This is a genomic window from Pedobacter sp. GSP4 (assembly GCF_051857575.1).
Lineage (GTDB): Bacteria > Bacteroidota > Bacteroidia > Sphingobacteriales > Sphingobacteriaceae > Pedobacter.
This window is the reverse complement of sequence record NZ_JBPZIR010000003.1, coordinates 1-24,959: the sequence shown is the minus strand read 5'-3', so window position 1 is coordinate 24,959 and position 24,959 is coordinate 1. Positions and strand designations below refer to the sequence as shown.

At 36.8% G+C, this 24,959-nt stretch carries 20 protein-coding genes; 17 read left to right on the top strand and 3 right to left on the bottom strand.

Annotated elements, in window-relative coordinates:
* The first annotated feature begins 8 nt into the window (after positions 1 to 8).
* The 13 genes from rfbH (at position 9) to ACS5PU_RS07205 (ending at position 15,102) form a co-directional block, all read left to right on the top strand.
* A complete protein-coding gene (gene rfbH / locus ACS5PU_RS07265; RefSeq protein ID WP_439458621.1) occupies positions 9 to 1,310 on the top strand; it encodes a lipopolysaccharide biosynthesis protein RfbH in 1,302 nt (433 codons plus the stop codon).
* Positions 1,310 to 2,671, top strand: coding sequence for a lipopolysaccharide biosynthesis protein (locus ACS5PU_RS07260; protein ID WP_439458620.1), 1,362 nt, complete (start codon positions 1,310 to 1,312; stop codon positions 2,669 to 2,671). The genes rfbH and ACS5PU_RS07260 overlap by 1 nt, the downstream gene beginning before the upstream one ends.
* A complete protein-coding gene (locus ACS5PU_RS07255; RefSeq protein ID WP_439458619.1) occupies positions 2,671 to 3,582 on the top strand; it encodes a glycosyltransferase family 2 protein in 912 nt (303 codons plus the stop codon). The genes ACS5PU_RS07260 and ACS5PU_RS07255 overlap by 1 nt, the downstream gene beginning before the upstream one ends.
* 3 nt (positions 3,583 to 3,585) lie before the next feature.
* Positions 3,586 to 4,188: an acyltransferase gene (locus tag ACS5PU_RS07250; RefSeq protein ID WP_439458618.1), complete on the top strand. Its 603-nt coding sequence runs from the start codon at positions 3,586 to 3,588 to the stop codon at positions 4,186 to 4,188.
* Between the two features lie 2 nt (positions 4,189 to 4,190).
* A complete protein-coding gene (locus ACS5PU_RS07245) occupies positions 4,191 to 5,360 on the top strand; it encodes a glycosyltransferase family 4 protein (RefSeq protein ID WP_439458617.1) in 1,170 nt (389 codons plus the stop codon).
* On the top strand, positions 5,360 to 6,556 hold the full coding sequence (locus ACS5PU_RS07240; protein ID WP_439458616.1) for a hypothetical protein: 1,197 nt from the start codon (positions 5,360 to 5,362) through the stop codon (positions 6,554 to 6,556). Before ACS5PU_RS07245 ends, ACS5PU_RS07240 begins: the two co-directional genes overlap by 1 nt.
* Positions 6,557 to 6,568: 12 nt before the next feature.
* On the top strand, positions 6,569 to 7,864 hold the full coding sequence (locus ACS5PU_RS07235; RefSeq protein ID WP_439458615.1) for a tail spike protein: 1,296 nt from the start codon (positions 6,569 to 6,571) through the stop codon (positions 7,862 to 7,864).
* Between the two features lie 2 nt (positions 7,865 to 7,866).
* Entirely contained in the window at positions 7,867 to 8,850 is a 984-nt protein-coding gene (locus tag ACS5PU_RS07230) for a glycosyltransferase family 4 protein (RefSeq protein ID WP_439458614.1), read from the top strand.
* 11 nt (positions 8,851 to 8,861) lie between these two features.
* The gene (locus ACS5PU_RS07225) at positions 8,862 to 9,788 is read left to right on the top strand and encodes a glycosyltransferase family 2 protein (RefSeq protein ID WP_439458613.1); all 927 of its coding nucleotides are present in this window, start codon (positions 8,862 to 8,864) and stop codon (positions 9,786 to 9,788) included.
* A complete protein-coding gene (locus ACS5PU_RS07220; protein WP_439458612.1) occupies positions 9,789 to 10,763 on the top strand; it encodes an NAD-dependent epimerase/dehydratase family protein in 975 nt (324 codons plus the stop codon).
* A gap of 331 nt (positions 10,764 to 11,094) precedes the next feature.
* Positions 11,095 to 12,429: an undecaprenyl-phosphate glucose phosphotransferase gene (locus ACS5PU_RS07215; protein WP_439458611.1), complete on the top strand. Its 1,335-nt coding sequence runs from the start codon at positions 11,095 to 11,097 to the stop codon at positions 12,427 to 12,429.
* A gap of 9 nt (positions 12,430 to 12,438) precedes the next feature.
* Positions 12,439 to 13,365, top strand: a complete 927-nt coding sequence (locus tag ACS5PU_RS07210; protein ID WP_439458610.1) for a nucleotidyltransferase family protein — start codon at positions 12,439 to 12,441, stop codon at positions 13,363 to 13,365.
* A 108-nt stretch (positions 13,366 to 13,473) separates the two neighbouring features.
* The gene (locus ACS5PU_RS07205; RefSeq protein ID WP_439458609.1) at positions 13,474 to 15,102 is read left to right on the top strand and encodes a gliding motility protein RemB; all 1,629 of its coding nucleotides are present in this window, start codon (positions 13,474 to 13,476) and stop codon (positions 15,100 to 15,102) included.
* A 153-nt stretch (positions 15,103 to 15,255) separates the two neighbouring features.
* On the opposite strand, the gene dxs is transcribed toward ACS5PU_RS07205, so the two are convergent.
* Positions 15,256 to 17,184: a 1-deoxy-D-xylulose-5-phosphate synthase gene (gene dxs / locus ACS5PU_RS07200; protein ID WP_439458608.1), complete on the bottom strand. Its 1,929-nt coding sequence runs from the start codon at positions 17,182 to 17,184 to the stop codon at positions 15,256 to 15,258.
* A 211-nt stretch (positions 17,185 to 17,395) separates the two neighbouring features.
* Here dxs and ACS5PU_RS07195 point away from each other — a divergent pair, with 211 nt between their 5' ends.
* From ACS5PU_RS07195 to glmS, 3 genes are all read left to right on the top strand, one after another.
* Positions 17,396 to 18,139 (top strand): segregation and condensation protein A, encoded by a 744-nt coding sequence (locus ACS5PU_RS07195; RefSeq protein WP_439458607.1) that lies wholly within the window; start codon positions 17,396 to 17,398, stop codon positions 18,137 to 18,139.
* A 62-nt stretch (positions 18,140 to 18,201) separates the two neighbouring features.
* Positions 18,202 to 19,473, top strand: coding sequence for a serine hydroxymethyltransferase (gene glyA / locus ACS5PU_RS07190; RefSeq protein ID WP_439459300.1), 1,272 nt, complete (start codon positions 18,202 to 18,204; stop codon positions 19,471 to 19,473).
* Positions 19,474 to 19,619: 146 nt separating this feature from the next.
* On the top strand, positions 19,620 to 21,458 hold the full coding sequence (gene glmS, locus ACS5PU_RS07185) for a glutamine--fructose-6-phosphate transaminase (isomerizing) (RefSeq protein WP_439458606.1): 1,839 nt from the start codon (positions 19,620 to 19,622) through the stop codon (positions 21,456 to 21,458).
* A 513-nt stretch (positions 21,459 to 21,971) separates the two neighbouring features.
* Here the strand turns inward: glmS and ACS5PU_RS07180 are convergent.
* Both ACS5PU_RS07180 and ACS5PU_RS07175 read right to left on the bottom strand, forming a co-directional pair.
* Positions 21,972 to 23,345 (bottom strand): hypothetical protein, encoded by a 1,374-nt coding sequence (locus ACS5PU_RS07180; protein ID WP_439458605.1) that lies wholly within the window; start codon positions 23,343 to 23,345, stop codon positions 21,972 to 21,974.
* 62 nt (positions 23,346 to 23,407) lie between these two features.
* On the bottom strand, positions 23,408 to 24,106 hold the full coding sequence (locus tag ACS5PU_RS07175; protein ID WP_439458604.1) for a ComF family protein: 699 nt from the start codon (positions 24,104 to 24,106) through the stop codon (positions 23,408 to 23,410).
* Between the two features lie 147 nt (positions 24,107 to 24,253).
* Here ACS5PU_RS07175 and ACS5PU_RS07170 point away from each other — a divergent pair, with 147 nt between their 5' ends.
* Positions 24,254 to 24,433 carry a hypothetical protein gene (locus ACS5PU_RS07170; RefSeq protein ID WP_439458603.1) on the top strand — a complete coding sequence of 60 codons (180 nt, stop codon included), beginning with the start codon at positions 24,254 to 24,256 and terminating at the stop codon, positions 24,431 to 24,433.
* Positions 24,434 to 24,959: the final 526 nt, after the last annotated feature.

The following is a 24,959-nucleotide window of genomic DNA, read 5'->3' as shown; positions in this document are numbered from 1 at the left end:
CATAGATAATGAATTTTAATAATATTACCCCTGAATTAAAGACATTACTGCAAGCCAGTATTCAAAAAAATATAAACAAACCAATTGTTGCAGGCCAAAACTATATTCCCGTTACTGGCAAAGTAATTGATGAGGAGGATGTTCTTTTAGGCGTTGATGCAACTATGGATGCCTGGTTGACTGCAGGAAGATTTGCAAGTCAGTTTGAACACGAATTTGCGCAATATTTTGGGGCAACTAAAGCCCTTTTAGTTAACTCTGGTTCATCAGCTAATTTAGTGGCTTTTTACGCTTTAACTTCCCCGAAATTGGGAGATAGAGCCATTAAACCAGGTGATGAAGTGATTACGGTTGCAGCTGGTTTTCCGACTACTGTTAATCCTATTGTGCAGTTCGGTGCAATTCCGGTATTCGTTGATGTTGATATCGCTACGCATAATGTATTATCAGAGGATATTGAGAAAGCAGTGTCTTCTAAAACTAAAGCAATTATGATTGCTCACTCGCTGGGTAACCCATTCGATTTGGATGAAGTAATGCGCGTTGCTAAAAAATATAACCTTTGGGTTGTTGAAGATGATTGTGATTCATTGGGTGCAACTTATAATGGCAAAAAAACAGGTACATTCGGCGATATTTCGACATTCTCATTTTACCCAGCTCACCACATTACGATGGGTGAAGGGGGAGCAGTAATTGTAAACAACCCCGAATTGGCAAAACTAGCTGAAAGTTTTAGAGATTGGGGTAGGGATTGTTATTGTTTACCTGGTAAAGATGATACTTGTGGTTGCCGTTTCGGGCAACAACTAGGATCACTTCCTTATGGTTATGATCATAAATATACTTACTCTCATATTGGATTTAATTTAAAAGTAACCGATATGCAAGCCGCTTACGGAGTTGGACAACTAAAAAAGCTTGATCATTTTGTTCAACGCCGTCGCGAAAATTATGCAGCCTTGTATTCTAGAATGAAAGAACTGGAAGAAATTTTTATACTACCTGAACCAACGCCGAATTCTGATCCATCTTGGTTTGGTTTCTTAATGACTTTAAGAGAAGGAGATTCGAATGATCGACACATGTTGGTACAGCATTTAGAGGAGAAAAAAATTGGAACTAGATTGTTATTTGCGGGAAATTTATTAAGGCAACCAGCATATGCCAATATTGAACACCGCAGAATTGGGGATCTCAAAAATACCGATATCATTATGAACCAATCTTTTTGGTTAGGTGTTTGGCCTGGCTTAAATGAAAGTCATTATGATTATATGCTTGATGTCATTAAAGATTACATTAAATAGTGAGTTATCTTTCCAAAGCTAAACAGAATCTAGTATCCAAAATTGGTATAGATAGAGCAATCGGTTACACTATATTCAGCAGAATAATTCAGGCTTGTGGTGGTGTTTTCTCAGTTGTATTTATAGCAAAGTTTTTGAGTTCCACAGAACAGGGATATTATTATACTTTTTCCAGTATACTGGCATTGCAAATTTTTTTTGAATTGGGGCTTTCTAGTATTATTACACAATATGCCAGTCATGAATTTGCTCATCTTGAAATAAAAAATGGTAAAATACTGGGTGATGAGATTCACATATCTAGACTATCTTCATTACTTAGATTTTCATTTAAATGGTTCTCGCTAATTTCTTTGGTTTTATTTTTAGCTCTTATTGTAAGTGGATTTTATTTTTTTGAGTCATTCAATAATAATGATGTTATTAACTGGAAAATGCCATGGTTGATATTATGCCTTGCAACAGCAGTGAATTTGATAATCGACCCAATCCTTGCGTTTCTTGATGGAATTGGATTTATTGCTGATATGTCTAGGACTCGGCTTATACAGAAAACATCCAATATTGTACTTTTATTTGGTTTCCTACTTGCAGGATTTGGCCTATACGCAGCTGCATTAGCCTCCCTAATTTCAATTTCAATCAATGGCTTTCAAATTATATTTTCTCCTAAATTTTCGTTGCTAAAAATACTTTGGAAGTCTATAGGTACAAATATAATCAGCTATTCGAAGGAAATTTTCCCTTATCAATGGAAAGTCGCTATTAGCTGGATTAGTGGTTATTTTATATTTTATTTTTTCAATCCTGTTTTATTTGCGACAGATGGCCCCATAGTTGCTGGGCAAATGGGGATGACATTAGCTGTATTAGCTGGAATTTCATCAATATCTATGAGCTGGATCAATACAAAAGTACCGCTTTTCTCATCTTTGATCGCTAAAAGGAATTTTAAAGAGCTCGATTCAATATTTAAAAAAGTTGTTTTACAACTTTCTAGTGTAAATATTTTAGGATTAATGACTTTTATATTTGGAATTATTATTATGGTTTATTTAAAGACCGAATATTCCAATCGGTTTCTCCCCATCACTGCTGTTGTCCTATTATCTATTGTAACATTAGTGAATCAATTCGTTGGTTCTTGGGCTACGTACTTACGCTGTTTCAAAAAAGAGCCATTCCTGTTGGCTTCAATTGTTGTTGCGGGTTTGTGCGTTGCTTCAACATTGATTTTAGGCCACGCATACGGAGTTATGGGGATGGTTTATGGATATACATCCATTGTTATGTTCATAAGCTTACCGTGGGCTTTCGCAATTTTTAAAATTAAATCATCACAGTTTAAATTAGAGGATTAATGAATAACGAAGATATTACTATTGCAATACCTGTTTTTGAGAGATATGATTTTTTTGAAGATGCGGTGTATAGTGCCATTAATCAATCTGTCTCCTGTAATGTAATAGTTGTTGATAATTGCTCATCCCATACATTATTTAAAGAATTTGTAGAGGACAAGAAATTGCCTAACCTTTTATATTTTAGAAATAATGAAAATGTAGGCGCAATTGAAAATTGGAATAAATGTATTGAATTGAGCCAAACTAAGTGGGTCTCGATACTTCATTCTGACGATATGCTTTCTAAAGAATACATAGAAAAAATTACGGAAGTAATTGCCACAAATAATAATGAGTTGGCCATAATTTGTCAAGACGAGGCTGGTTCTGAACCTAATTTGATTTTTAAAGAATCAGGCAGGATTGATTATGATGGGTACATCAAACCTATTTCATTTTTATTTGGTAACTTGGTGGGCTTTCCTGGTAATATCTTTAATAAAGATATGATCCAAAATGTAAAATTTAGAAATTTGCAAGGTGCTTCAGACTATGCATTTTGGTATGAATTGTCGTCAATCAAACCTTTACTAAAAATTAAGAATATTTTATCTTTCTATAGACAATCTGAGGATCAGGATTCTGCTTCAATTGATATTGAAGAAATAGTGATCAATCCTGCTTACAGATTAAGAAATGAAAAAATCCGATTTAGAAATAAGTTTTTAAAGTTATTATCGATGTATGAGTTGTACAAACTGAATGAACACTACATCAAAACGTATAAAAGAGATCTTGGCGCTGATTATTCTTATTCAATAGGTGACATTGATAGCTATTTTAAATTCTTTGACAACTCTTGGGCAAGATCAATCGTTAAACCAAGTTTAAGGGTATTAATTTATCTTACAAAAAAAATTTTACGTTAAGGGATGAGTAACAGAAAATCGATAGTTACGTTAATATGGAATATGCTTATTGGCTTATTGAAGTATGGATATAGGCATCTTAAAACTATATCTACAAATCTATACTTGCAGAGTGTATTCGGATGTTCAATAGATCAAACTGCAAAGGTTGTTTACGAACGGTTAGAGTGCCTCGAAATTGGCGCCTCTGTCTCAATTGGGGCAAATAGTGTGATTTATTGTACAAATGAAGATGCAAAAAGTGGTGAAGGATCTTATATAAAAATAGGGACCGGTACTTACATTGGTGAGATGAACAATATTCGAGCAGCAGGAGCAAAAATTATTATTGGTGAAAAATGTCTTATTTCCCAAAATGTAAATATTATTGGCAGTAACCATTCAATAACTAAGGGTTTTTATATAATGGATCAACCTTGGGACACAACTAAATTAGATGTAATAATAGGAAATGATGTTTGGATTGGATGTGGTACTACTATATTGCCAGGTATATCTATTGGAGATGGTGCGATTATAGCTGCTGGAGCGACTGTACTAACTAATGTAGAAGATAATGCCATATATGGGGGGGTACCTGCAAAATTGCTTAAATTCAGAAGCTGAATATGAAAAAAAAAATACTGTATGTGTTTGGAGGAGAGTTCGCTTCTGGAGGTGAATATGTAATTGAAAGATTAATTGTAAATAATGCTGAAGTTGAACCTTTTTTGTTTATTTCGCCAGGAGCATACTGCAATAAATTAAAAGAAAAATATGATTTCGATATTGTTGAGATACCAGCTTTAAAAAAGCTCAATAGATCCCAGAATAACATATTAATATTTTTATTGAAAGCTATATCGAATTATTTTATTTTATCAAAGAAAGTTATTTCTTACATCCGCAAAAATAAAATAAATATTGTTCATGCGAACACTCTGGGGCCAGCTACTTACTTAATTCCAGCAATTTACTTTTCTAAAATTTTAAGATTGAGGAATTTCTGGATATGGTCTGATCATGACCTCACTCATCATTCGAGTTTGGATAACAAATTAATTAAATATTGTGGCAGGATTTATACCGCAACTTTAGCTGTTTCAAATGCTGTTAAGAATAAGTATACTTCGGATAATCAAAAGATAAAAGTTCTTTATAACGGCTTAGATATAGAATATTTTCAAAAGGATGAGATCAGCAGGCAGCGTTTTAGAATTAATGAAGACATTGATGAAGATTGTCTAATCATAGGTATAGCTGGTTTTATTGGTCAAAGAAAAGGCCAGGTGCAATTGATAGACGCTATTCAAATTCTTTCAAATTCTTTCCCAAAAAAACTTAAACTTATGATTACCGGTCGACCTTTGGATGAAAATGATAACTACTATAAACTATTCTTAGAAAAGCTCCGGTCAAATCCAAATGTTTCTTACTTAGGCGGAACAGATGATATGGTAACATTTTACAATGGATGTGATATTATAGTAAATAACAGCAGCATAGACGGAAGCGAACCATTGGGAACAACAATTTATGAAGCCATGGCATGTGAAAAAGTAGTTGTTGCGGCCAGAGTGGGTGGAACTCCTGAAATAATCGAAGATCGAGTTGATGGTTTTATCTTCGAAGCAGAAAACTTAGCTAGTTTTACTGAAACAATTACCGAAATAATACTTGGAAAATATAATCTTTTACAGATTACTAAAAATGCAAGGAAAAAGGTGGTAAACAAGTTTAATGTAAAAGTAATGTCTACTTCCTATAATGGAATTTTAAACGAAATAATTAATAAATAATGTTTGAAGTTGTAGCTATCATTTGCATTTCGTTCATAATACACATAGCCTGTTATTTTTATGTGATAAAGAATGAAAAAAATTACATAAATGTTTTTTTTCCATTTATGTTAAGCGTGATTCCTGTAAATTTTATATTTGAACCACTGTGGCTATATTATTTTGGCACTGCTGGCACAACCTTCGCTTATTTTTACGTATATTTTTGCAGTAACATCACTATTTTTATGATGGTGTTGGGATATATAAAATTCCCGAAAAACTTAATTTTAGCCTTGCCATTTTCGTATCTTCGACCAAAACCCAGAATATTAAGTTATTTGTTGATTACTATTGCTGCAATTGTCTATTTGCCAGTACTCATAGAGTTTAAAGAATTTATTTTTGAACCAAGGGAAATTTACACAAGAACGAGAACCGGATACGGTTTGTATTTTTTTGTGTCGTCTTTTTTGGCAATGATAGGGTTTGTTCTGCTACTTTTTTCGAAAAACCTTAAAAGGTCAAACATAATTGCTATTACAATATTTGAAGCAATTTTTCTTTTTCTACATGGAAGTAAAGGTCAGGTATTAATATTATTATTGATTTTAGCGATTTACTTTACCTACGTAAAAAATTGGAAAGTAAATATAAGGAAGATGGTAATTATGCTAGCTTCTGCGGGTGGACTTGTGATTTCATTATTTATATTAACAACCTCGTATGAATATGATAATATTTTTAAGGTTATGCTTGGGTATTCTGACTACAATCGGAATGCTATGATTGTAGTTGATAAAGATGATTCAAATTTTAATGGTCAAATTACTTATGAATCTAACTTTTATTCAAGAATACCTAGAGCTCTAATGCCGAACAAACCTAAAGACTATGGTGTGTTTAAACTTGCTAAGAAATATTTTCCAGAATGGTATTATGCAGATACAGGTTCACCAGCATTTGGCTATGGTATTCAGTATGCTGATTTTGGTGTTTTTGCTTTCTTTTATTTGGCTTTCTGGGGTGCATTAACTGGGGTTCTACTAAAAATATTTATCAATCGGTTGCAAAGGTTCAAAACACCAGGAGATTTTATTGTAGTAGTTTTTTTAGCTGGAATTGTTTTAATTCCCTTAGGTGATGGATATCTGCTTCCTGAACATCTTATTACAGCTCTAATTGTTAATATGTTACTATCATTAAAGTTTAAATAGTGTTATAAGCTGATGTTACAATATATTTATTCAGGTATCCTCTTCTCTATCCTATCATTAGGGATTAACTTGCATTTTAATAATTTTCAAGAAAAGGATTATGTAAATGTTAGATCTTTTGGTGCAAAAGGGAATGGAATAAATGATGATTCAAATGCAATTCTCCGTGCTACAAAAACAGGAAAGATTGTCAGGTTTGGTATTGGAAGATTTCTCGTCCGTAAGCCTATTAAGGTAAATGGAAAGGTGAGATGGTTGGGAATGGGTAAGAAAAGTATAATTATATCAGATATTAATGTGCTCTTTGTTAGTAATGGAAGTTATTCTTCTATTGCAAGTTTGACATTTAAGAATGTTTCGGTTCCATTTATAATTAAAAGAGAGTTATTTTCAAATAAAAAGCCAGAAATATTAAAATCGAATGGAAACGGTTATCAGCCAACTATAAATGATAGGGATATTTGGAATGATCTACCAGGTGGAATCAAGGTTCAAAATATAGGGCCTTCCATTATTTTTGAAAAAGGGAGCAACATCTTAATAGATAAATTGGAAGGAAATTTTATGTCTGTTATGCTTCATGATTGCCAAAAATCAGTTGTTAGAAACTGCATATTTCGCGGTGGTAGAAATACATTTGGAAGTATTGTTATAAATAATTTAAATGATAGAGGATATTATAATCTTGTTTCAAATAATCGCATTAACTATACGAGTAATAATGGTATAGTTTTCCTAAATAATCAAAATGGTAGTATTATTGGAAACCGCTGTGAATATAATGGCGAATCTGGTATCAAGCTTTATCAGGGGAAGATTGACAGAAAGAGTGCTAGCTGTTATAGTATGATAATAAAAAATAATATTGCTAATTATAACATTTATGACGGCTTCGATCTACAATCAGAAAATCCTAGGACAGGCAAAATAAAATCTGGTCACATGATTTCCGGCAACGTAGCTTGTAGCAATTCGGGCGTTGGATTTATTGTTGATGGAAATGAAATTGTTTTTCAAAATAATTCTGCCTCAAATAACTTTAGAGATGGTGTAAATGCTTATAATAACAATTCTATTTTTAAAAAAAATACATTTGTAAGTAATAATTTTGGCAATATAGAAACTGGCGTACATCAGTTAAATTTGATCGGCGGAGAAGGGAATTTGATAGAAGATAACATCTTTAGGCTCGCCCCGAATATGGGCTATATTATTTATTCAAATAATGGTAATAATGTGGTTGAAGGTAACAGATATTTGAATGGCAAAGCTATTATTTATCTAGGTGGTAAACTTATAATGAATTAAAAATGAATTTATTAGTTGATGCAAGATGGTCTGGAGATACGGGCATAGGACGTGTTTTTAAAGAGGTTATGAAAAGAATGCCGGAAGGTGTTACAGTTCGAAATATAAAATCTTCAATATCTTTAGGGCATCCCTTTAGTCCAATCACTCTTGGCATGGAGCTTTTAAAGGCAGGTAATATAGATCAATTCTATTCACCTTCTTACATGCCTCCAGTACATTCAAGCTCACCATTTATAATTACAATACATGACTTAAATCATCTATATTATTATTCTTATTTTCATAAGATATATTTGAAGTATATAATTGCATTTATGGCAAAAAATGCAAAGGCGATTATAACTGTTTCTAAATTTTCAAAATATGAAATTGTTAATAAGCTAGGTATACCAAAAGAAAAAGTTAAAGTAGTTTATAACGGCGTTGATGATATTTTTTTGTCTAACAATGAGGCTTTAAACTTAGGGTTTCCGTATTTTTTATATGTAGGGAATAGAAGATCATATAAAAATTTAGAATTTATGATTACTGCGTTTGCTGCTGCTGTAATATCAAATGAATTCAAATTTGTAATCTCAGGCCAACCTGATGAAGAGCTTTTAAAGTTGATTAGTAGACTTAATATTCAAGATAGGATATATTTTTACGGTTTTATACCGGAGGATGAACTTCCAAAGCTATATAAAGGTGCTCATGGATTACTATTTCTCTCATTAATGGAAGGTTTTGGACTTCCTGTTTTAGAGGCAATGGCATCTTCTACACCAGTTATTACATCAAATACTACTTCCCTTCAAGAAATTGGTTGCGACGCTGCAATTCTTGTTGATCCATCAAACTTAAAAGATGTTGTCAAAGAAATCGAAAACCTTGCTAATGACAAATGTAATTATTCAGAACTGGTAGAAAAAGGGCTATTGAGGGCAAAAGAGTTTAGTTGGGAAAAAACAGGTAGAGAAACTTGGGATATTATTTTGGGTTAAAAATAGACAATATGTTAAAAATAGCAATATTAATACCAACCTTAAATGCAGGCAATAGTTTTGTTGAATTATTAAAAACTATAGCTGTGCAAAAAGTAATTATAAACAAAAAAATCATTATTGATTCTGGATCGAATGATAAAACGACTGAGCATGCTAGAGCCTATGATTTTGATATTCTTAATATAAAAAAAGCAGATTTTGATCATGGGTATGCTAGACAACTGTTAGCGGATGCTGCCAAAGACTGTGATATCTTAATCTACCTTACCCAAGATTGTATTTTAAAAGATGAAAATTCTTTTACTGAACTAATTGCAGCTTTCCAAGATCCAGCCGTTGGTATTGCGTACGGGAGACAATTGCCACATGCAGGAGCTAAGGTATTGGAAACTCATGCTAGGCTATTCAATTATACAAATGAATCGAGGGTTAAGCAATTAAGCGATAAAACTGAGTTGGGCATAAAAACTGCTTCTTGCTCTAATTCATATGCAGCATATAGAAGCATGGCTTTGCAAGATGTTGGTGGCTTTCCCATCAATACAATTTTCGCTGAAGACGTAATAGTTGGTGGTCAAATGTTAATTAAAGGATGGAAAATTGCTTATGTAGCTAGTGCAGAAGTTTATCATTCTCACGATTACACAACAAAAGAGGAGTTCAAACGATATTTTGATATTGGTGTATTTCATTCGACTAACGACTGGTTATTAAAAGAGTTTGGATCTGCAGGTGGAGAGGGAATTAAATATTTGAAATCTGAATTAAAATATGTCTTTAAACATAATCCATTGGTTTTACCTAAAATGGTTATGTCAATTGGCGCAAAATTCTTGGGTTATAAATTAGGAATGCTGCATAAAAAGCTATCACCAGGTCAAAGAAGAGCTTTTTCAATGCATAGAAGATATTGGGATAAATTAGAAAAGAAATAAATGAATCATTTAATATTTGGAGGTTCTGGTTTTATCGGGACACACTTAAAAAGGTACATCAATGAGACCTTATCTCTGCCAGATAAGGTATTGAGTTATGATATTCGTAAAAAAGTGAGCGATGATTTTAATACTTTAGATATTAGGGAGCCTATCAGTATCAACATCAACAATGTTGATGATAGTATTATATATAATCTTGCTGCTGTGCATACCACCCCTGGCCACCCTGATCATGAATATTTTGAAGCCAATATCTATGGGGCCCAAAATGTTTGTGATTTTGCACGAAAGAATAATATTCAAACCATCGTTTTTACAAGCTCGATAGCTCCCTATGGTGCTTCTGAGGATTATAAAACGGAAGAAACTTTGCCCATGCCCAATACGCCTTACGGTATTTCAAAGCTAACGGCTGAGTATATTCATAAACTCTGGCAAGCCGAAGATCCTGAAAACCGTAAATTGATCATAGTTCGTCCTGGTGTAGTTTTTGGTAAACAAGAAGGTGGAAATTTTACCAGGTTATATGATTCGCTAAAAAAGGGATTTTTCTTTTATCCGGGCAGAAAAGATACCATTAAGGCTTCAGTTTATGTAAAAGACGTAGTGCGAATATTATATGAAGCAGGGCAAAAAGAAAAACCAGGGCATGTTACTTATAATTTAACTTATTTTCCTGCGCCTACAATTCAAAAAATATGTGAAACGATGGCAGAAGCTACTGGCGTAAAGCCACCCAAAATTCTAGTTCCAGGCTGGGCCTTAAAAACGGCAGCGGGCGGAGCTTATTTCGGCGCAAGAACTTTAGGTAAAAAAATCAGTGGTATTCACCCTGATCGAGTAAAGAAATTGATGATTTCTACCAATATCTCGGGAGAAAAACTTAATCTATCCCCATATAAGCTCAAATTCAGTTTAAAAGAAGCCTTGGAAGATTGGTATGGTGATTGTGAAAGTAAGGGATTATACTAATTAAAATGAGCTGTTTTGGATACAAAAAAGTTTACAGTTATTGTAAACTTTTTTTGTATCTACCCAATTCAACCATTTGTCTACTATTTCACGATTTATAGATACTCGATTTCTTACAAGTTTGTTTTAAGCATATATTGCGCAATTATTACCGATTTTTATTTTGGTAATCATTTTTTAACTTTGAATTTAGAATTTGGGCATTAATTTTGTTCACTATAATTCATTTAAAACAAAAACAGTAAATAAATGTTTAAGTTTTTCCTTTAAGCCTATGCAAACACGTTACTTATTTATACTTAAATACATATTACCCATAACTGACCTAATCATGGTCAATATTGTGTACTTTTTTGCCTACGAATTTACCGCTTATATGGGGAAAGCAGTAAGTTCCGAATTGCAATGGCACTATGTCGTAGTTTGCAATCTGATCTGGATTGTAAGTACCACCAGCTTTGGCCTGTATAGTGAATATGGTTCAAGAAGAATAGAACGGATTTATAGAGGCACCTGGAAAAGTGTTGTGCTACATGCTGTTTTATTTTCGATCTATCTTTTCTTTTCGAAACAGAATGATTTCTCGAGATCATTCTTGGTAATTTTTTATGGCATGTTGGCCATTTTGTTTTTGGTTAACCGCTTTATCGGTACGTCTTTTCAATTTTTATTGTTCAATCATCTGCGGGGGGTTAAATCAGTAGCCATTATGGGTAATAATGCCACTGGTATACAGTTGGCCAGCTATTTTGAGAAACAACGCTACATTGAATTTCATGGTTTTATTAATGATGTTCCTGATGACTATTTGGACCGAGATGGTCAGATTTCAGATATGGTTGGGCGCCAGTTTAAAATGGCTGTTGATAAGGGAATAAAGGATATTTATGTTACCATTGCACCTGAACGCATGGCCGATATGAGTTTGTTAACTGAGGAGGCAGAGCGACAATGTGTAAGGTTAAAGTTTATTCCGGATATTAGCGGAGCGCTATTATCACCTTATACTGTGAGTTATCTCGGAAACGAGTTTCCCGTAATCTCTTTGCGATCAGAACCTCTCGAAAAAATCCATAACCGCTTTAAAAAACGTGCTATTGATGTAGTGTTTAGTGGATTAGTCATTTTATTTGTATTAAGTTGGTTATATCCGATTATTGCCCTTTTAATAAAAATACAAAGTAAAGGCCCTGTTCTATTTAAGCAATTGAGAAGCGGTAGAGATGATGAACCTTTTTGGTGTTTTAAATTTAGAAGTATGCGCATGAATGCGGATAGTGATAAAAGACAGGCCAGTAAAAACGATGACCGGATTACACCTATAGGGAAATTCCTAAGAAAATCAAGCTTGGATGAGCTTCCACAGTTCTTTAATGTATTTATGGGACACATGAGCGTAGTTGGCCCTAGGCCGCACATGCTTAGCCATACCGAACAATATAAAGGGATTGTAGATCAGTTTATGGTCCGTCATTTTTTAAAACCAGGTATTACGGGCTGGGCCCAGGTAAATGGCTATCGTGGTGAAACTAAAGAAGACTACAAAATGGTAAAACGTGTTGAACATGATATCTGGTATTTGGAAAACTGGAGTGCCATGCTTGATGTGAAAATTATCTTTATGACGGTAATTAATATGGTAAAGGGAGAAGAGAATGCTTTTTAATTTTAGTCGATGAGTACAACAAAACCAATTTTAATTATACTCGCAGCTGGAATGGCTAGCCGCTATGGTGGAAATAAGCAAACAGAATCGTTTGGCCCAAGTGGTGAAACAATTATGGAATATTCTATTTACGACGCTATCAAGGTTGGCTTTGGCAAAGTTATTTTTATTATCCGCGAAGAATTTGCCAATGCTTTTGCCGAGCAAATTGAACCTAAACTAAGTGGGAAAATTGAAATTGATTATGCCTTTCAATCTTTGGACCGTTTTAGCAATAATATTGAATTTTCGAAAGAAAGAACCAAACCTTTCGGCACTGCACATGCCCTACTTTGTTGTAAAGGCAAGGTGAACAAACCCTTTGCTGTAATTAATGCTGATGACTTTTATGGTTTTGATGCCTTTAAAAAAGCGTATTTGTTTTTAACCCAAGAAATTAACGATAACCGGTTCGCCTGTTTAGGATATGAACTCAAAAATACGGTTAGCGAATTTGGTGCAGTAACACGTGGCGAAATTAAAACGAATACTGAAAATGATATTGTCTCCATCAATGAAAGAAAAGAGATTATATTAACGGATGGTGAGATTATTAGCCTAGAGAATGGCCTAAGAAAGGTATTGGATGATAACGCCCAAGTAAGTATGAACTTTTTTTGCTTTACACCAGGATTTATCGATTGGATGGAAGAAAAGTATTACGATTTCTTATCTGCTAATGCTGAAGAACTTAAAGCCGAATTTCTTATTCCTGAAGTTGCTGATCAACTAATTCGAAATGGCGAGGGTAAAATAACCGTGATTGGAACTGATGCTAAATGGTTTGGCGTAACCTTTAAAGAAGATGCAGCTATTGTTAAGGAAGAGCTTCTAGAGCTTTCGAGACAGAAAGTTTATCCAAAAGATCTTTGGAATACCTATGTTGAAGTTAATTAACAAAGAATATAAAGCCTGTAAGGGCTTTTTCTGTTATTGAAATTAAATAGATAAGCGTGAATCCATATTTAATTACGTTCTTTATCTTTTTGAATTTAAATTTGCCCCATGAAGAAAATCTTATTCCTCTTATTTTTAGTTGTATCGATTCAAGAGTTAAAAGCTCAAGCTGTTTACCAGCCATATTCTTATCAGTTTTACCAGAAATTAGGCGCTGAAGTTTATGATCCCAATACACGGATCCATAGTTCTTTAAAACCTTTTTTCATAGACGACAGCCTGCTAAGGGATAAGAGTAACCTTTTATTAAGTGTTGGTGTAGATTCGGCAAGGAAATCGTGGGTGTTGAGAAAGCTGTTTAATGAACATTTACTGGATATACAAAAAGAAGACTTTACGGTATATGCAGACTTTTTACCTGATTTTCAAATCGGAAGGGATTTTTCCGGAAAAAAGAATACTTATTTAAATACCCGTGGTTATCAGGTTGGGGGAACGATAGGGAAGAAATTTTCTTTTTACACCAGTGGATATGAAAATCAAGGCCGTTTTGCTGATTATTATCGTAATTATATCGACCAAACCGGGGTTGTTCCCGGTCAGTCTTATAACCGCATTGGCGGTAAATATGGTCAGGGCTATAATCCTGCTATTAATCCTTTAACAGCAGATTGGTCGTACGTAACTGCTACACTATCTTACACACCTATAAAATATTTGAATGTTACCGCTGGGTACGACAAAAATTTTGTTGGCGATGGTTACCGTTCTTTATTACTATCTGATTACGCCTCTCCCTACCCATTTTTGAAATTAACGGGTAATTTGGGCAATGTACAATATATGGTAATGTGGGCTGCCATGCAAGATCCGAGCGCACCCCGATTATCTTATGAAGCGGGCAACCGGAAAAAGGGTGGGATATTCCACTATCTGGACTGGAATGTGAATAACCGTTTATCCATTGGTTTCTTTGATTCTATTATATGGGCACAAACTGATGATGCCGGAAATAGAAGAGGCTTTGATTGGGGTTATGCCAATCCAATTATTTTCTTAAGGCCAATAGAAGCTTCGAGTGGATCTCCTGATAATGCCCTACTCGGATTTACAGGAAAGTATGAGTTTGCAAAAGAACTAGTTGCTTATGGCCAATTTTCTTTAGATGAATTCCAGGCAAAAGAATTTTTCTCTTCCGAAGGAAGCTCGAGAAATAAATATGCCTGGCAGCTAGGTGTTAGGGGTGCGGATGTATTCCATGTGCCGGGATTGAACTATTTATTGGAGTACAATACGGCAAAACCTTATACTTTCTCCTCACGTAAACCAATTATTAATTATGCCCAATATGGCGAGCCATTGGCCCATCCTCTTGGTGCTAACTTTAGGGAATTAATCGGCTTATTAAATTACTCTTACAAACGTTTTGATTTTAGCGGAGAGTTAATGTATGCTAAGTATGGTTTAGATGTTGCGGGCCAAAACTATGGTAAAAATATTTTCGAACCTTATACTGATGCCGTGAAGGCAAATGGAAATTATACCACCCAAGGCATCCGTACCGATCTTTTTTATGCTGAAGGAAGGGTAGCTTATGTAATTAATCCAAAATATAATTTACGTTTAGAACTAGGTGGTATATTGAGGCGCGAAAGCAATAGCCTTGGTAAGAACAATACAGGTATAATTACTTTCGGTTTGCGTAGTTCGTTCAGGAATTTGTATTCTGATTTTTAACGAAAACTTATTATTTACGATAAAGCCTCAGTTATTTTATTTAACTGAGGCTTTTTTATTTGTCATCTTGACGGTAGGAAGGATCTATACGCTGATTGATTAGATTCTTCGCTTTGCTCAGAATGACAATCTTTCTTTAATAAGACAGGATCTCTACCCTGCCATACTATCAGTAGTTCTTTTTACGGCGAATTTCTTAACCGTTTCGATAATGGCATTTTTATCGTACCCACATTCTGCCCAAAGTTCGGCCTGTTCGCCATGTTCTATAAATTGATCTGGTATTCCTAAACGGATTACATTGGCATTGTAACCATTATCAGCCATAAACTCTAACACAGCCGAACCTACTCCGCCTGGCAGTGAGCCATCTTCTACCGTGACTATATTTTTATATTTAGCAAATACCTCGTGCAATAGCTGTTCATCCAGCGGTTTAACAAAACGTAGATCGTAATGTGCGGGATAAAAACCTTCACTGTTCAGTTCGGCACGGGCTTCTACTGCAAAGTTACCTACGTGGCCAATGGTTAACAAGGCTACATCTTCACCATCACAGATTTTTCGACCTTTGCCGATTTCGAGTGCCTTGAAAGGTCTTTTCCAATCGGGCATTACCCCGTTGCCACGTGGGTAACGGATTACAAATGGGCCCATATTTTCTTGCTGTGCGGTAAACATGAGGTTTCGCAGTTCTTCTTCATTCATAGGCGAAGAAACCACTAAATTTGGGATACAGCGCATGTAAGCAATATCATATGCCCCATGGTGGGTTGCGCCATCGGCTCCGGCCAGGCCTGCCCTATCCAAACAAAACACTACGTTTAATTTTTGGATGGCTACATCGTGTATGACCTGATCGTATGCCCTTTGCATAAAACTTGAATAAATGTTGCAGAAAGGAACTAAGCCCTGCGCGGCTAAACCTGCAGAGAAAGTTACCGCATGCTGTTCTGCAATACCCACATCAAATGCCCGTTTTGGCATGGCTTTCATCATGATATTCAATGATGATCCTGAAGGCATTGCTGGGGTTATACCCACAATTTTATCGTTGGCCTCGGCCAGTTCTACCATGGTATGCCCGAAAACATCCTGGTATTTTGGTGGCTGTGGTTTATCGGGTACACTTTTTTTAATCTCACCCGTGATCTTATCAAAAAGACCTGGTGCATGCCATTTGGTCTGGTCTTTTTCGGCCAAGGCGAAACCTTTTCCTTTTACGGTTACGCAATGTAAAAGCTTAGGACCAGGAATGGCCGATAAATCTTTTATGGTTTGGGCTAAACGCTTTACATCATGGCCATCAACCGGACCAAAATACCTAAAGTTTAAAGCTTCAAACAGATTGCTCTGTTTCAATAAGGTTCCTTTAATGCTTTTCTCTATTTTCTTCACGTACTTGTGTGCATTTGGCCCCAGCTTGGAAAGCCCGGTTAATACGTGCGAAATGTCATCACGGAAACGGTTGTACGATTTTGAAATGGTAATGCTGGTGAGGTATTCTTTCAGCGCACCCACATTCGGATCGATAGACATACAGTTATCATTGAGGATAACCAGTACATTGCTGTTTTCGATCCCTGCATGGTTTAATCCTTCGAAGGCTAAACCCGCTGTCATCGCTCCATCGCCAATAACAGCCACATGCTGCCGGTCGGTTTCGCCTTTTAACTGCGAAGCCACTGCCATGCCCAATGCTGCCGAAATGGAGGTAGATGAATGGCCTACGCCAAAGGTATCGTATTCGCTTTCAGAAATTTTTGGGAAACCACTAATGCCGCCATAAACACGGTTGGTGTGGAATAAATCTCTACGGCCAGTGAGTATTTTATGGCCATAGGCCTGGTGGCCTACATCCCATACCAGTTTGTCGTAAGGTGTGTTCAGTGCGTAATGCAAGGCTACAGTCAATTCGACCACGCCTAAACTGGCCCCGAAATGGCCACCGTTTACACTTACTACATCAATAATATATTGTCGTAATTCCTGGCTTATTTGTTCTAAGTCAGTTTCGCTATATTGCTTCAAATCAGCGGGATAGTTGATTTTAGATAGCAGAGGGCCAGCTTTTACTTGCATTCGAAATTTATGGTAAAAAACAAGATACAAAGTAAGGTATTTTTGTTTTAATATAGAAGAGAAAAGTTATTGTTTATTATTGATGGTTAAGCGGTTAGTGATTAGTGGGTTAGCGGTAAGCGTTTTGCGGAATGCGTTAAAGATACCTTTTCATTTGAGCTAAAGGCCAGATTGTTAAGCGCTGAAATTTTCGTTATGTTTGTGCCTTCACATGCAGGCAGAGAATTTTGAAATAAAACTTCCGGTTTTCGAAGGCCCCTTCGATTTGTTGCTGTTCTTTATCGAGCGCGATGAGCTTAATATCCAGGATGTGGAGATTGCTAAAATTACCAACGATTTTTTGTCTTACATCCACCAGCTCCTTGCCTTAAATGTTGAAGTGGCCAGCGAGTTTATTTTAGTGGCGGCAACATTGATGCGCATTAAATCCAAAATGCTTTTGCCGCGTATCGAGATCGATGAGGCAGGAAACGAAATCAACGCCGAACAGGATTTAATTGCCCGGCTAATTGCCTATAAGCAGTTCAAATCGGCTGCCGAAGAAATGAAGGTATTGGAAGAAGCGCGGATGAAACAAGAGCAAAGGGGAAACATTGCCCAAGATTTGACGCTTGCAGCTGCATCTTCCACCCATCAGGATGAACTTCTATCATTAGATCTTTATAAACTTTTAACGGTTTACCACCGCACCATGCAGAAATACGAACTGCGGAGCGAGGAGGTTAAGCATACCGTGGTACAGTATCCTTATACTATTGAACAGCAAAAACACTTTATTGCCAACCTGTTGGATATTAACAAACAGATTGATTTTGCCCTCGTGCTTAAAAACTCTGAGAACAAAGTTCATTTTGTATATAATTTTTTGGCCATTCTGGAAATGCTGCAGCAACAAATCGTAGAGATAACCATTGGAAGCGGCTTTAACAACTTTAATGTGAAAGCATTATCCTAATACGGCCTAAATTAAATTTGAATTTCTTACTTTTGCCAAAAAAATACAAACCTCATATAATGATGACACGCGACAACCAAATTTTTGAACTTATTGATAAGGAGTTAAACCGCCAAGAGCATGGTTTAGAGCTTATTGCATCAGAAAACTTTGTAAGCAAGCAGGTAATGGAAGCTGCCGGATCGGTATTGACCAATAAATATGCTGAAGGCTTACCGGGAAAACGTTACTATGGCGGTTGCCAGGTAGTAGATGTGGTAGAGCAGATTGCTATTGATAGGGCAAAAGAATTATTTGGTGCAGCATGGGTTAACGTTCAACCTCACTCGGGCGCACAGGCCAATGCAGCAGTAATGCTGGCCATTTTGCAGCCGGGCGATAAAATATTGGGTTTCGATCTTTCGCACGGAGGTCACTTAACGCACGGTTCTCCGGTAAACTTTTCGGGTAAACTGTATCAACCGTTATTTTATGGTGTTGAAAAAGAAACCGGACTTATTGACTATAAAAAATTAGAAGAAGTTGCTTTGGCCGAAAAGCCAAAATTGATTATCTGCGGCGCATCTGCTTACTCACGTGAGTGGGATTATGCTTTTATCCGCTCGGTAGCAGATAAAATCGGTGCTTTGGTATTGGCCGATATTTCGCACCCAGCAGGTTTAATTGCCAAAGGTTTATTGGCCAACCCACTTCCGCACTGCCATATTGTAACCACTACTACCCACAAAACTTTACGTGGACCACGTGGCGGTATGATTATGATGGGACAGGATTTTGAAAACCCATGGGGATTAAAAACACCTAAAGGCGAAATCCGTTTGATGAGCAATTTGTTGGATATGGCGGTTTTCCCAGGTACACAGGGTGGTCCGTTAGAACATATTATTGCGGCTAAGGCCATTGCTTTCGGCGAAGCTTTAAGCGATGAGTACGGAACTTACATTAAACAAGTTGCTGCCAATGCACAGGCTATGGCAAAAGCATTTGTGGCTAAAGGTTATGGTATTATTTCGGGCGGTACCGATAACCACTTGATGTTGATCGATCTTCGCAATAAAAACATCACAGGTAAGGTAGCTGAAAATGCTTTGGAAAAAGCAGAAATCACCGTGAATAAAAATATGGTTCCTTTTGATGATAAATCGCCGTTTGTAACCTCTGGTATCCGTGTAGGTACGGCTGCCATTACCACACGTGGTTTAAAAGAAGCTGAAATGGAGAAAATTGTGGAACTGATTGATCAGGTGTTAACCAACCCTGATGATGAAGCTAACCTCAATGCGGTAAAAGCCGAAGTAATTAAACTGGTAAGCGCATTTCCACTTTATAAATAATATAAATCCTAAAGTTTAGGACCGGCATCAAAAGCAGCTGCATTAATTTGTAGCTGCTTTTTTTTCGAAACCAAGTTTTCGGCTTTAATTCTTTAAAACAAACGTTTGTTTTCTATATTTATCCCAAATTAATTAGGATATAAAATATGTGTGGAATAGTAGGCTATATAGGTTATAGAGAAGCCTGGCCGATTGTACTTAAGGGACTTAAAAGACTGGAATATCGCGGTTACGACAGTGCAGGAATTGCATTGATGAACGAAAGCGGAGAACATATCTATAAAAAAGCCGGTAAAGTTGCTGTTTTGGAAGCGTTTGCCGAAGATCAGGATAAAACCGGAACTATTGGTATGGGGCATACCCGTTGGGCAACCCATGGTGTACCTTCCGACCGTAACTCACACCCACATACTTCTAATAATGGCAAACTTTCTATTATCCACAATGGGATCATCGAAAATTATGCAACGCTAAAAGAAGAATTAATTAACCGCGGGCACGAATTTAAAAGTGATACTGATACAGAGGTGTTAATCCACCTGATCGAAGAAATCCAAAAAATTGAAAATATTGATCTTTTGGAAGCTGTTCGTTTGGCTTTAATGGAAGTGATCGGTGCTTATGCTATTGTCATTATGGACAGTGATCACCCTGATCGTTTAATTGCAGCCAGAAAAGGAAGTCCGATGGTAATTGGTGTTGGTAAGGGCGAATATTTTATTGCCTCTGATGCTACACCGATTATTGAATATACCAAAAATGTAATCTACCTAAACGATAATGAAATTGCACTGATCACCAGAGATGACCTTTTGGTTAAGCGATTGGATAATGTAGTGCAAACCCCATTGATCCAGGAGCTGCAATTAAAGTTAGAGATGCTGGAGAAAGGTGGTTTCGATCATTTTATGCTAAAGGAAATTTACGAACAGCCCCGTTCTATCAAAGATTGTATGCGTGGCCGTATCTATCCCGAAGAAGGTAAAGTGCAGCTTGGTGGAATTAAAGAATTTGCAGAGAAATTAAAAAATATAGATCGGATTATCATTGTAGCCTGCGGAACATCGTGGCATGCAGGTTTAGTTGGCGAATACCTGATAGAAGAATATGCACGCATCCCTGTTGAAGTAGAATATGCTTCAGAATTTAGGTATAGAAATCCGATTATTACGGAAAAAGACGTGGTAATTGCCATTTCGCAATCTGGAGAAACTGCCGATACCATGGCCGCTATCGAGATGGCCAAAGAACGGGGCGCAACTATTTTTGGTATCTGTAATGTGGCCGGTGCTTCGATTCCGCGTTTAACCCATGCTGGTGTTTATACCCATGCAGGACCAGAAATTGGTGTGGCCTCTACAAAAGCCTTTACCGCACAGGTAACCGTTTTAACTTTGATGGCATTTTACATGGCGCAACAAAAGGGAACAATTACCACTTCGAAACTGATTGAGCTTTTAACTGAACTTGATAATATCCCCGAAAAAATACAGCTTGCTTTAGCTTCTAATGAGCTGATTAAAGAAGTTGCCGAAAAAATCAAGGATTCTACCAATTGCCTGTTCTTGGGAAGGGGCAGTGGCTTCCCGGTGGCTTTAGAAGGCGCCTTAAAACTAAAAGAAATTTCTTACATCCATGCAGAAGGCTACCCTGCTGCAGAGATGAAACACGGACCTATTGCCTTAATTGACGAAGAGATGCCGGTTGTTTTTATTGCCACACAAAATTCATCGTATGAAAAAGTAATCAGCAATATACAGGAAGTAAAGGCCAGAAAAGGAAAAGTAATTGCCATTGTAACCGAGGGCGATACGGAAGTGAAGAAAATGGCAGATTACTGTATTGAAATTCCTGATGCCAACGAAGCTTTCCTGCCACTTTTGGCCACTATTCCTTTGCAGTTATTGTCTTATCACATCGCGGTGATGCGGGGCTGTAATGTAGATCAGCCTAGAAACCTGGCCAAATCGGTAACGGTAGAATAATAATTTTACAACAAAACAAATAGATAAAGCAGTTGCATTAATTTGTAGCTGCTTTTTTTATGCAATTGGTTTTAATTACCGGCTTTGTTGATAAGTCTGATCAGATAGCTATCGGATGTACAAATGCTGTTTTCTTTCCCCATGTTTTAACTCCAGCCGTCACCCTGAATTCATTTCAGGGTCTATTTTGCAAGAAAGATGCTGAAATAAATTTACTGCGTAGCTTTCCGCTTCGCTACAGGTCAGCATGACGATTACGGGTGGGAAAAACGGAGCTGAAGGCCGCCATGGGCACCAATGTTCACTTTCAAAAATAAATGCTATTGGGAATAAAGGAATAGTTAAAACTAACCAGAACGAATCGAACGAAAATCCTGCAATCTTAAAATCCTGGTAAAAGTAAAGGGCCGATATTCTTTGTAGAAGTATCGACCCTTACCATCTAAATTAACGCTCTCGAATATATAAACGAAGTTTAGGGCTGTTTTGTTTTTAGAAAATAAAAAAAAATAATTATTTCTCGTAACTTCCTAGGTTAGAGGGAGAAATTCTTGCATTGCCCTTGGCATCTTTATTCAGGTAATTTGAAAAATAAGGGTCGGATGTTAAATCGTAACCTTTCTTTATGGCAGGGCTACCCGCCGAAAGCTCAAATTTCTCTTCGGCCTTATTGATAAAGAGCGGATCGGCATTTAAGATATTGTTATTTACCCCGTAACCGCTATTAGTTGTCCTGATCAGGTTATTCCATAAATTGAGCTCTACAGCCAGCGAAGTCTTTTTTTGTATATCTAATTCGTTGGTTAAACTGCCCCAAATTAGGTTGTTGGTTAAATCGATCTTAAGTTTGTTGTATGCACTGGCCGAAAGGTAATCGGAAAAGCTCAGCGATGCTGTTTTACGTGGAAAGTTGAGGTTGTATCCGGCAAATGTATTTTGTTTTAGGTTATAATTTCCACCGCCTACCGCATAAATCAAATAATTGCCGCAATTGTACATCAGGTTATTAAAAGCCAGCAACTCCGAGTGGTAGCCAATGTAAGCAGCCACCTGCATGTTTTTGATTGTAGTTCCGTTCAAGATCAGTTTTGGGCCGGCGTTTGCCGAAAGCGAATCGGAAGTAATGCCAACCGATGCATTTTTAATTACCGCACTCCGTATTATGCCGTTTCCGTTTCTTTTCAGAAAAATACCTTTCCATTGACCGGGTTCGTTGCTGTAAATGGTTTCCAGCCTATCGCTGCAGAACAGCACAGGCGCATTGTATGTTCCGTTAACAATCAGTTGCCCTTCTATATTTAGGTTGGCATCTTTATGGAAATATACTTTTGTACCGGGCTGGATAGTTAAGGAAGCCCCATTCTTTACGGTTAAAGAGCCATTAACAATGTAAGGCAAAGCGTTATTCCAAATGGTATTGCTGCTGATTACCGGTTGATTGATGAATGTTGCATTTTGCCCATATGCCATTAGGTGGATAACCTGCCTGTTGCCATTGGTGTTTAGTATTATGGAATCTTGGACGAGAAATGCCAAATTTTCGGTGTTCGGGTTAATGGTAACCTTAACAAATATATTTAGGGAATCGTGGCCATTTAAAATCAGGTCGTTTTTTTGAAGCGTATTTTCTCCATTAATGTTTATGCTAAATGCAGAATTGCTCCCTCCTGATAACCTGATTTCGGATAATTTTACCGCCCTACTGTTTTTATTGCCAATTTTTACCCTTTTGGTTACCGAACCTACAGCAGTAAAGATGGTATCGAATAGCAGGTGCTCATCATAAATACTCAGTTTGGCATTTGGATCGGTGGTTATGCGTTCGCCTTTCCTGCAAGCTGAAGCAAATAATACGATTAATAGGAAGAAGCTTATAGCTGAACGCATAAATCAAACTTAGAAAAATGTTTGAGTACTTCCAATAGCTGTCCAAAACATTAATGGCTACATTACTCAGCAAAGGCAAGGGCTGCAATGCTTACTTTTGCTGCTCCGGCATTTAAGAGTTCGTTGGCGCATGCTTCTAGTGTAGCACCTGTGGTAATAACATCATCAACCAATAAAATGTGTTTGCCTATAAACTGCCTTGGTAAAGCTACTGTAAAAACCGCTTGCATATTTTCGTAACGCTTATACCGGCTTTTTTTAGTTTGGCTTTCAGTAGCAGCGCTACGGATTAAGGCATGCTCCAGGCATTCCGTCCCCATTTGCTCAGCTATTCCCTGCGCTATGGGCATACTTTGGTTATAACCCCTTTGCTTAAGTTTTTTATGGTGCAGTGGAACTGGGATAACCAGGTTAACGCCGGAATAGTTGGGACTTGTTTTTAACCGCTCGCCAAGCATATTCCCCAATAACAGGCCAACATCTGTTTTGCCGTTATACTTAAGATTGTGGATTAAGTTTTGAACTTTTGCTCCTTTTCTGAAATATAACATGGCCATAGCTGCATGAAGCGGCAGGCGGCCCCATAATTGTTTGGCTACCCTATTTTCTGCATGTAGGTGGTAATCTGTAAATGGAAGATCGTGTAAGCACTTGATGCAGATCAGCTTTTCTTTATGGAATAAGGCCGTTCCACAGGCGTTGCATAAATTGGGGAATAGCAGGCCAATTAAATCCGAAGTCCATTGTTTAACCATTAACATTAAACTAATTTATAAAATATATGTAAGGATAACTATCTATATACTGTATAATGTTGTTTTCTTTTTCAGAAAAGCAGTTTCGGTGCTACTATTAAGGTATGCTCCTGCTGGGCAAACCTATCAGGTTTTTAAACGGCGTAGCCCTCAATGGGGCCATTAAAAGAAAAACAATATCAATACGAACTAAACCTGATAGGTTTAAAAGAGCCCCTAAACACCCATTACGGCAAAAAGTTTTGTCCGGGCCTAAACTTTTTCCAGCTGAAAACCATGTGTTTACGGGAAATCGCCTTTCCAAAAGGAAATATCCTTTGCATGGGCAGATAATTTTTCTACCTTTGCATCCCGCTTCGGAGGAAACGGTTGAGTTGAAAAGGTGGTCTGTTGATAAGGGAGCGGCATTTATTTTAAAATAATGTTTGCGGGAGAGAAAAAGATTGCTACCTTTGCAGCCCCGTCCGGAAGGATGAAACGCTGAATAGAATCGGCATATTGAAATAAGGGTAAAGAGAAAAAAAGGAAACAAAAAAATAAAAATTATTTTATTTGGAAGTTTAAAAAAGATCCTTACCTTTGCACTCCCAACCGAAAGGAAGGGCGAAAAAGCTGAGCGGCGGATGCCGCAGAAAGCAAACCAAAAAAGATTGAAACAGGGAAAACTGAAGGCTGGACTAATAAGACCTGCCGAAACCGAAACCTGGAGATATATAGAAGGCAGCCGCGAGGTGATGCCGAACAAGTTCTTAAAAGAGATGTCAATGTAGCGAAAGCGGGTTTAATGGAGTACTGACCGAAGTACATGGTTAACGGCTTTATTTTAAAGGTGGTGTCTGACAGACAACACAAAAGAAGA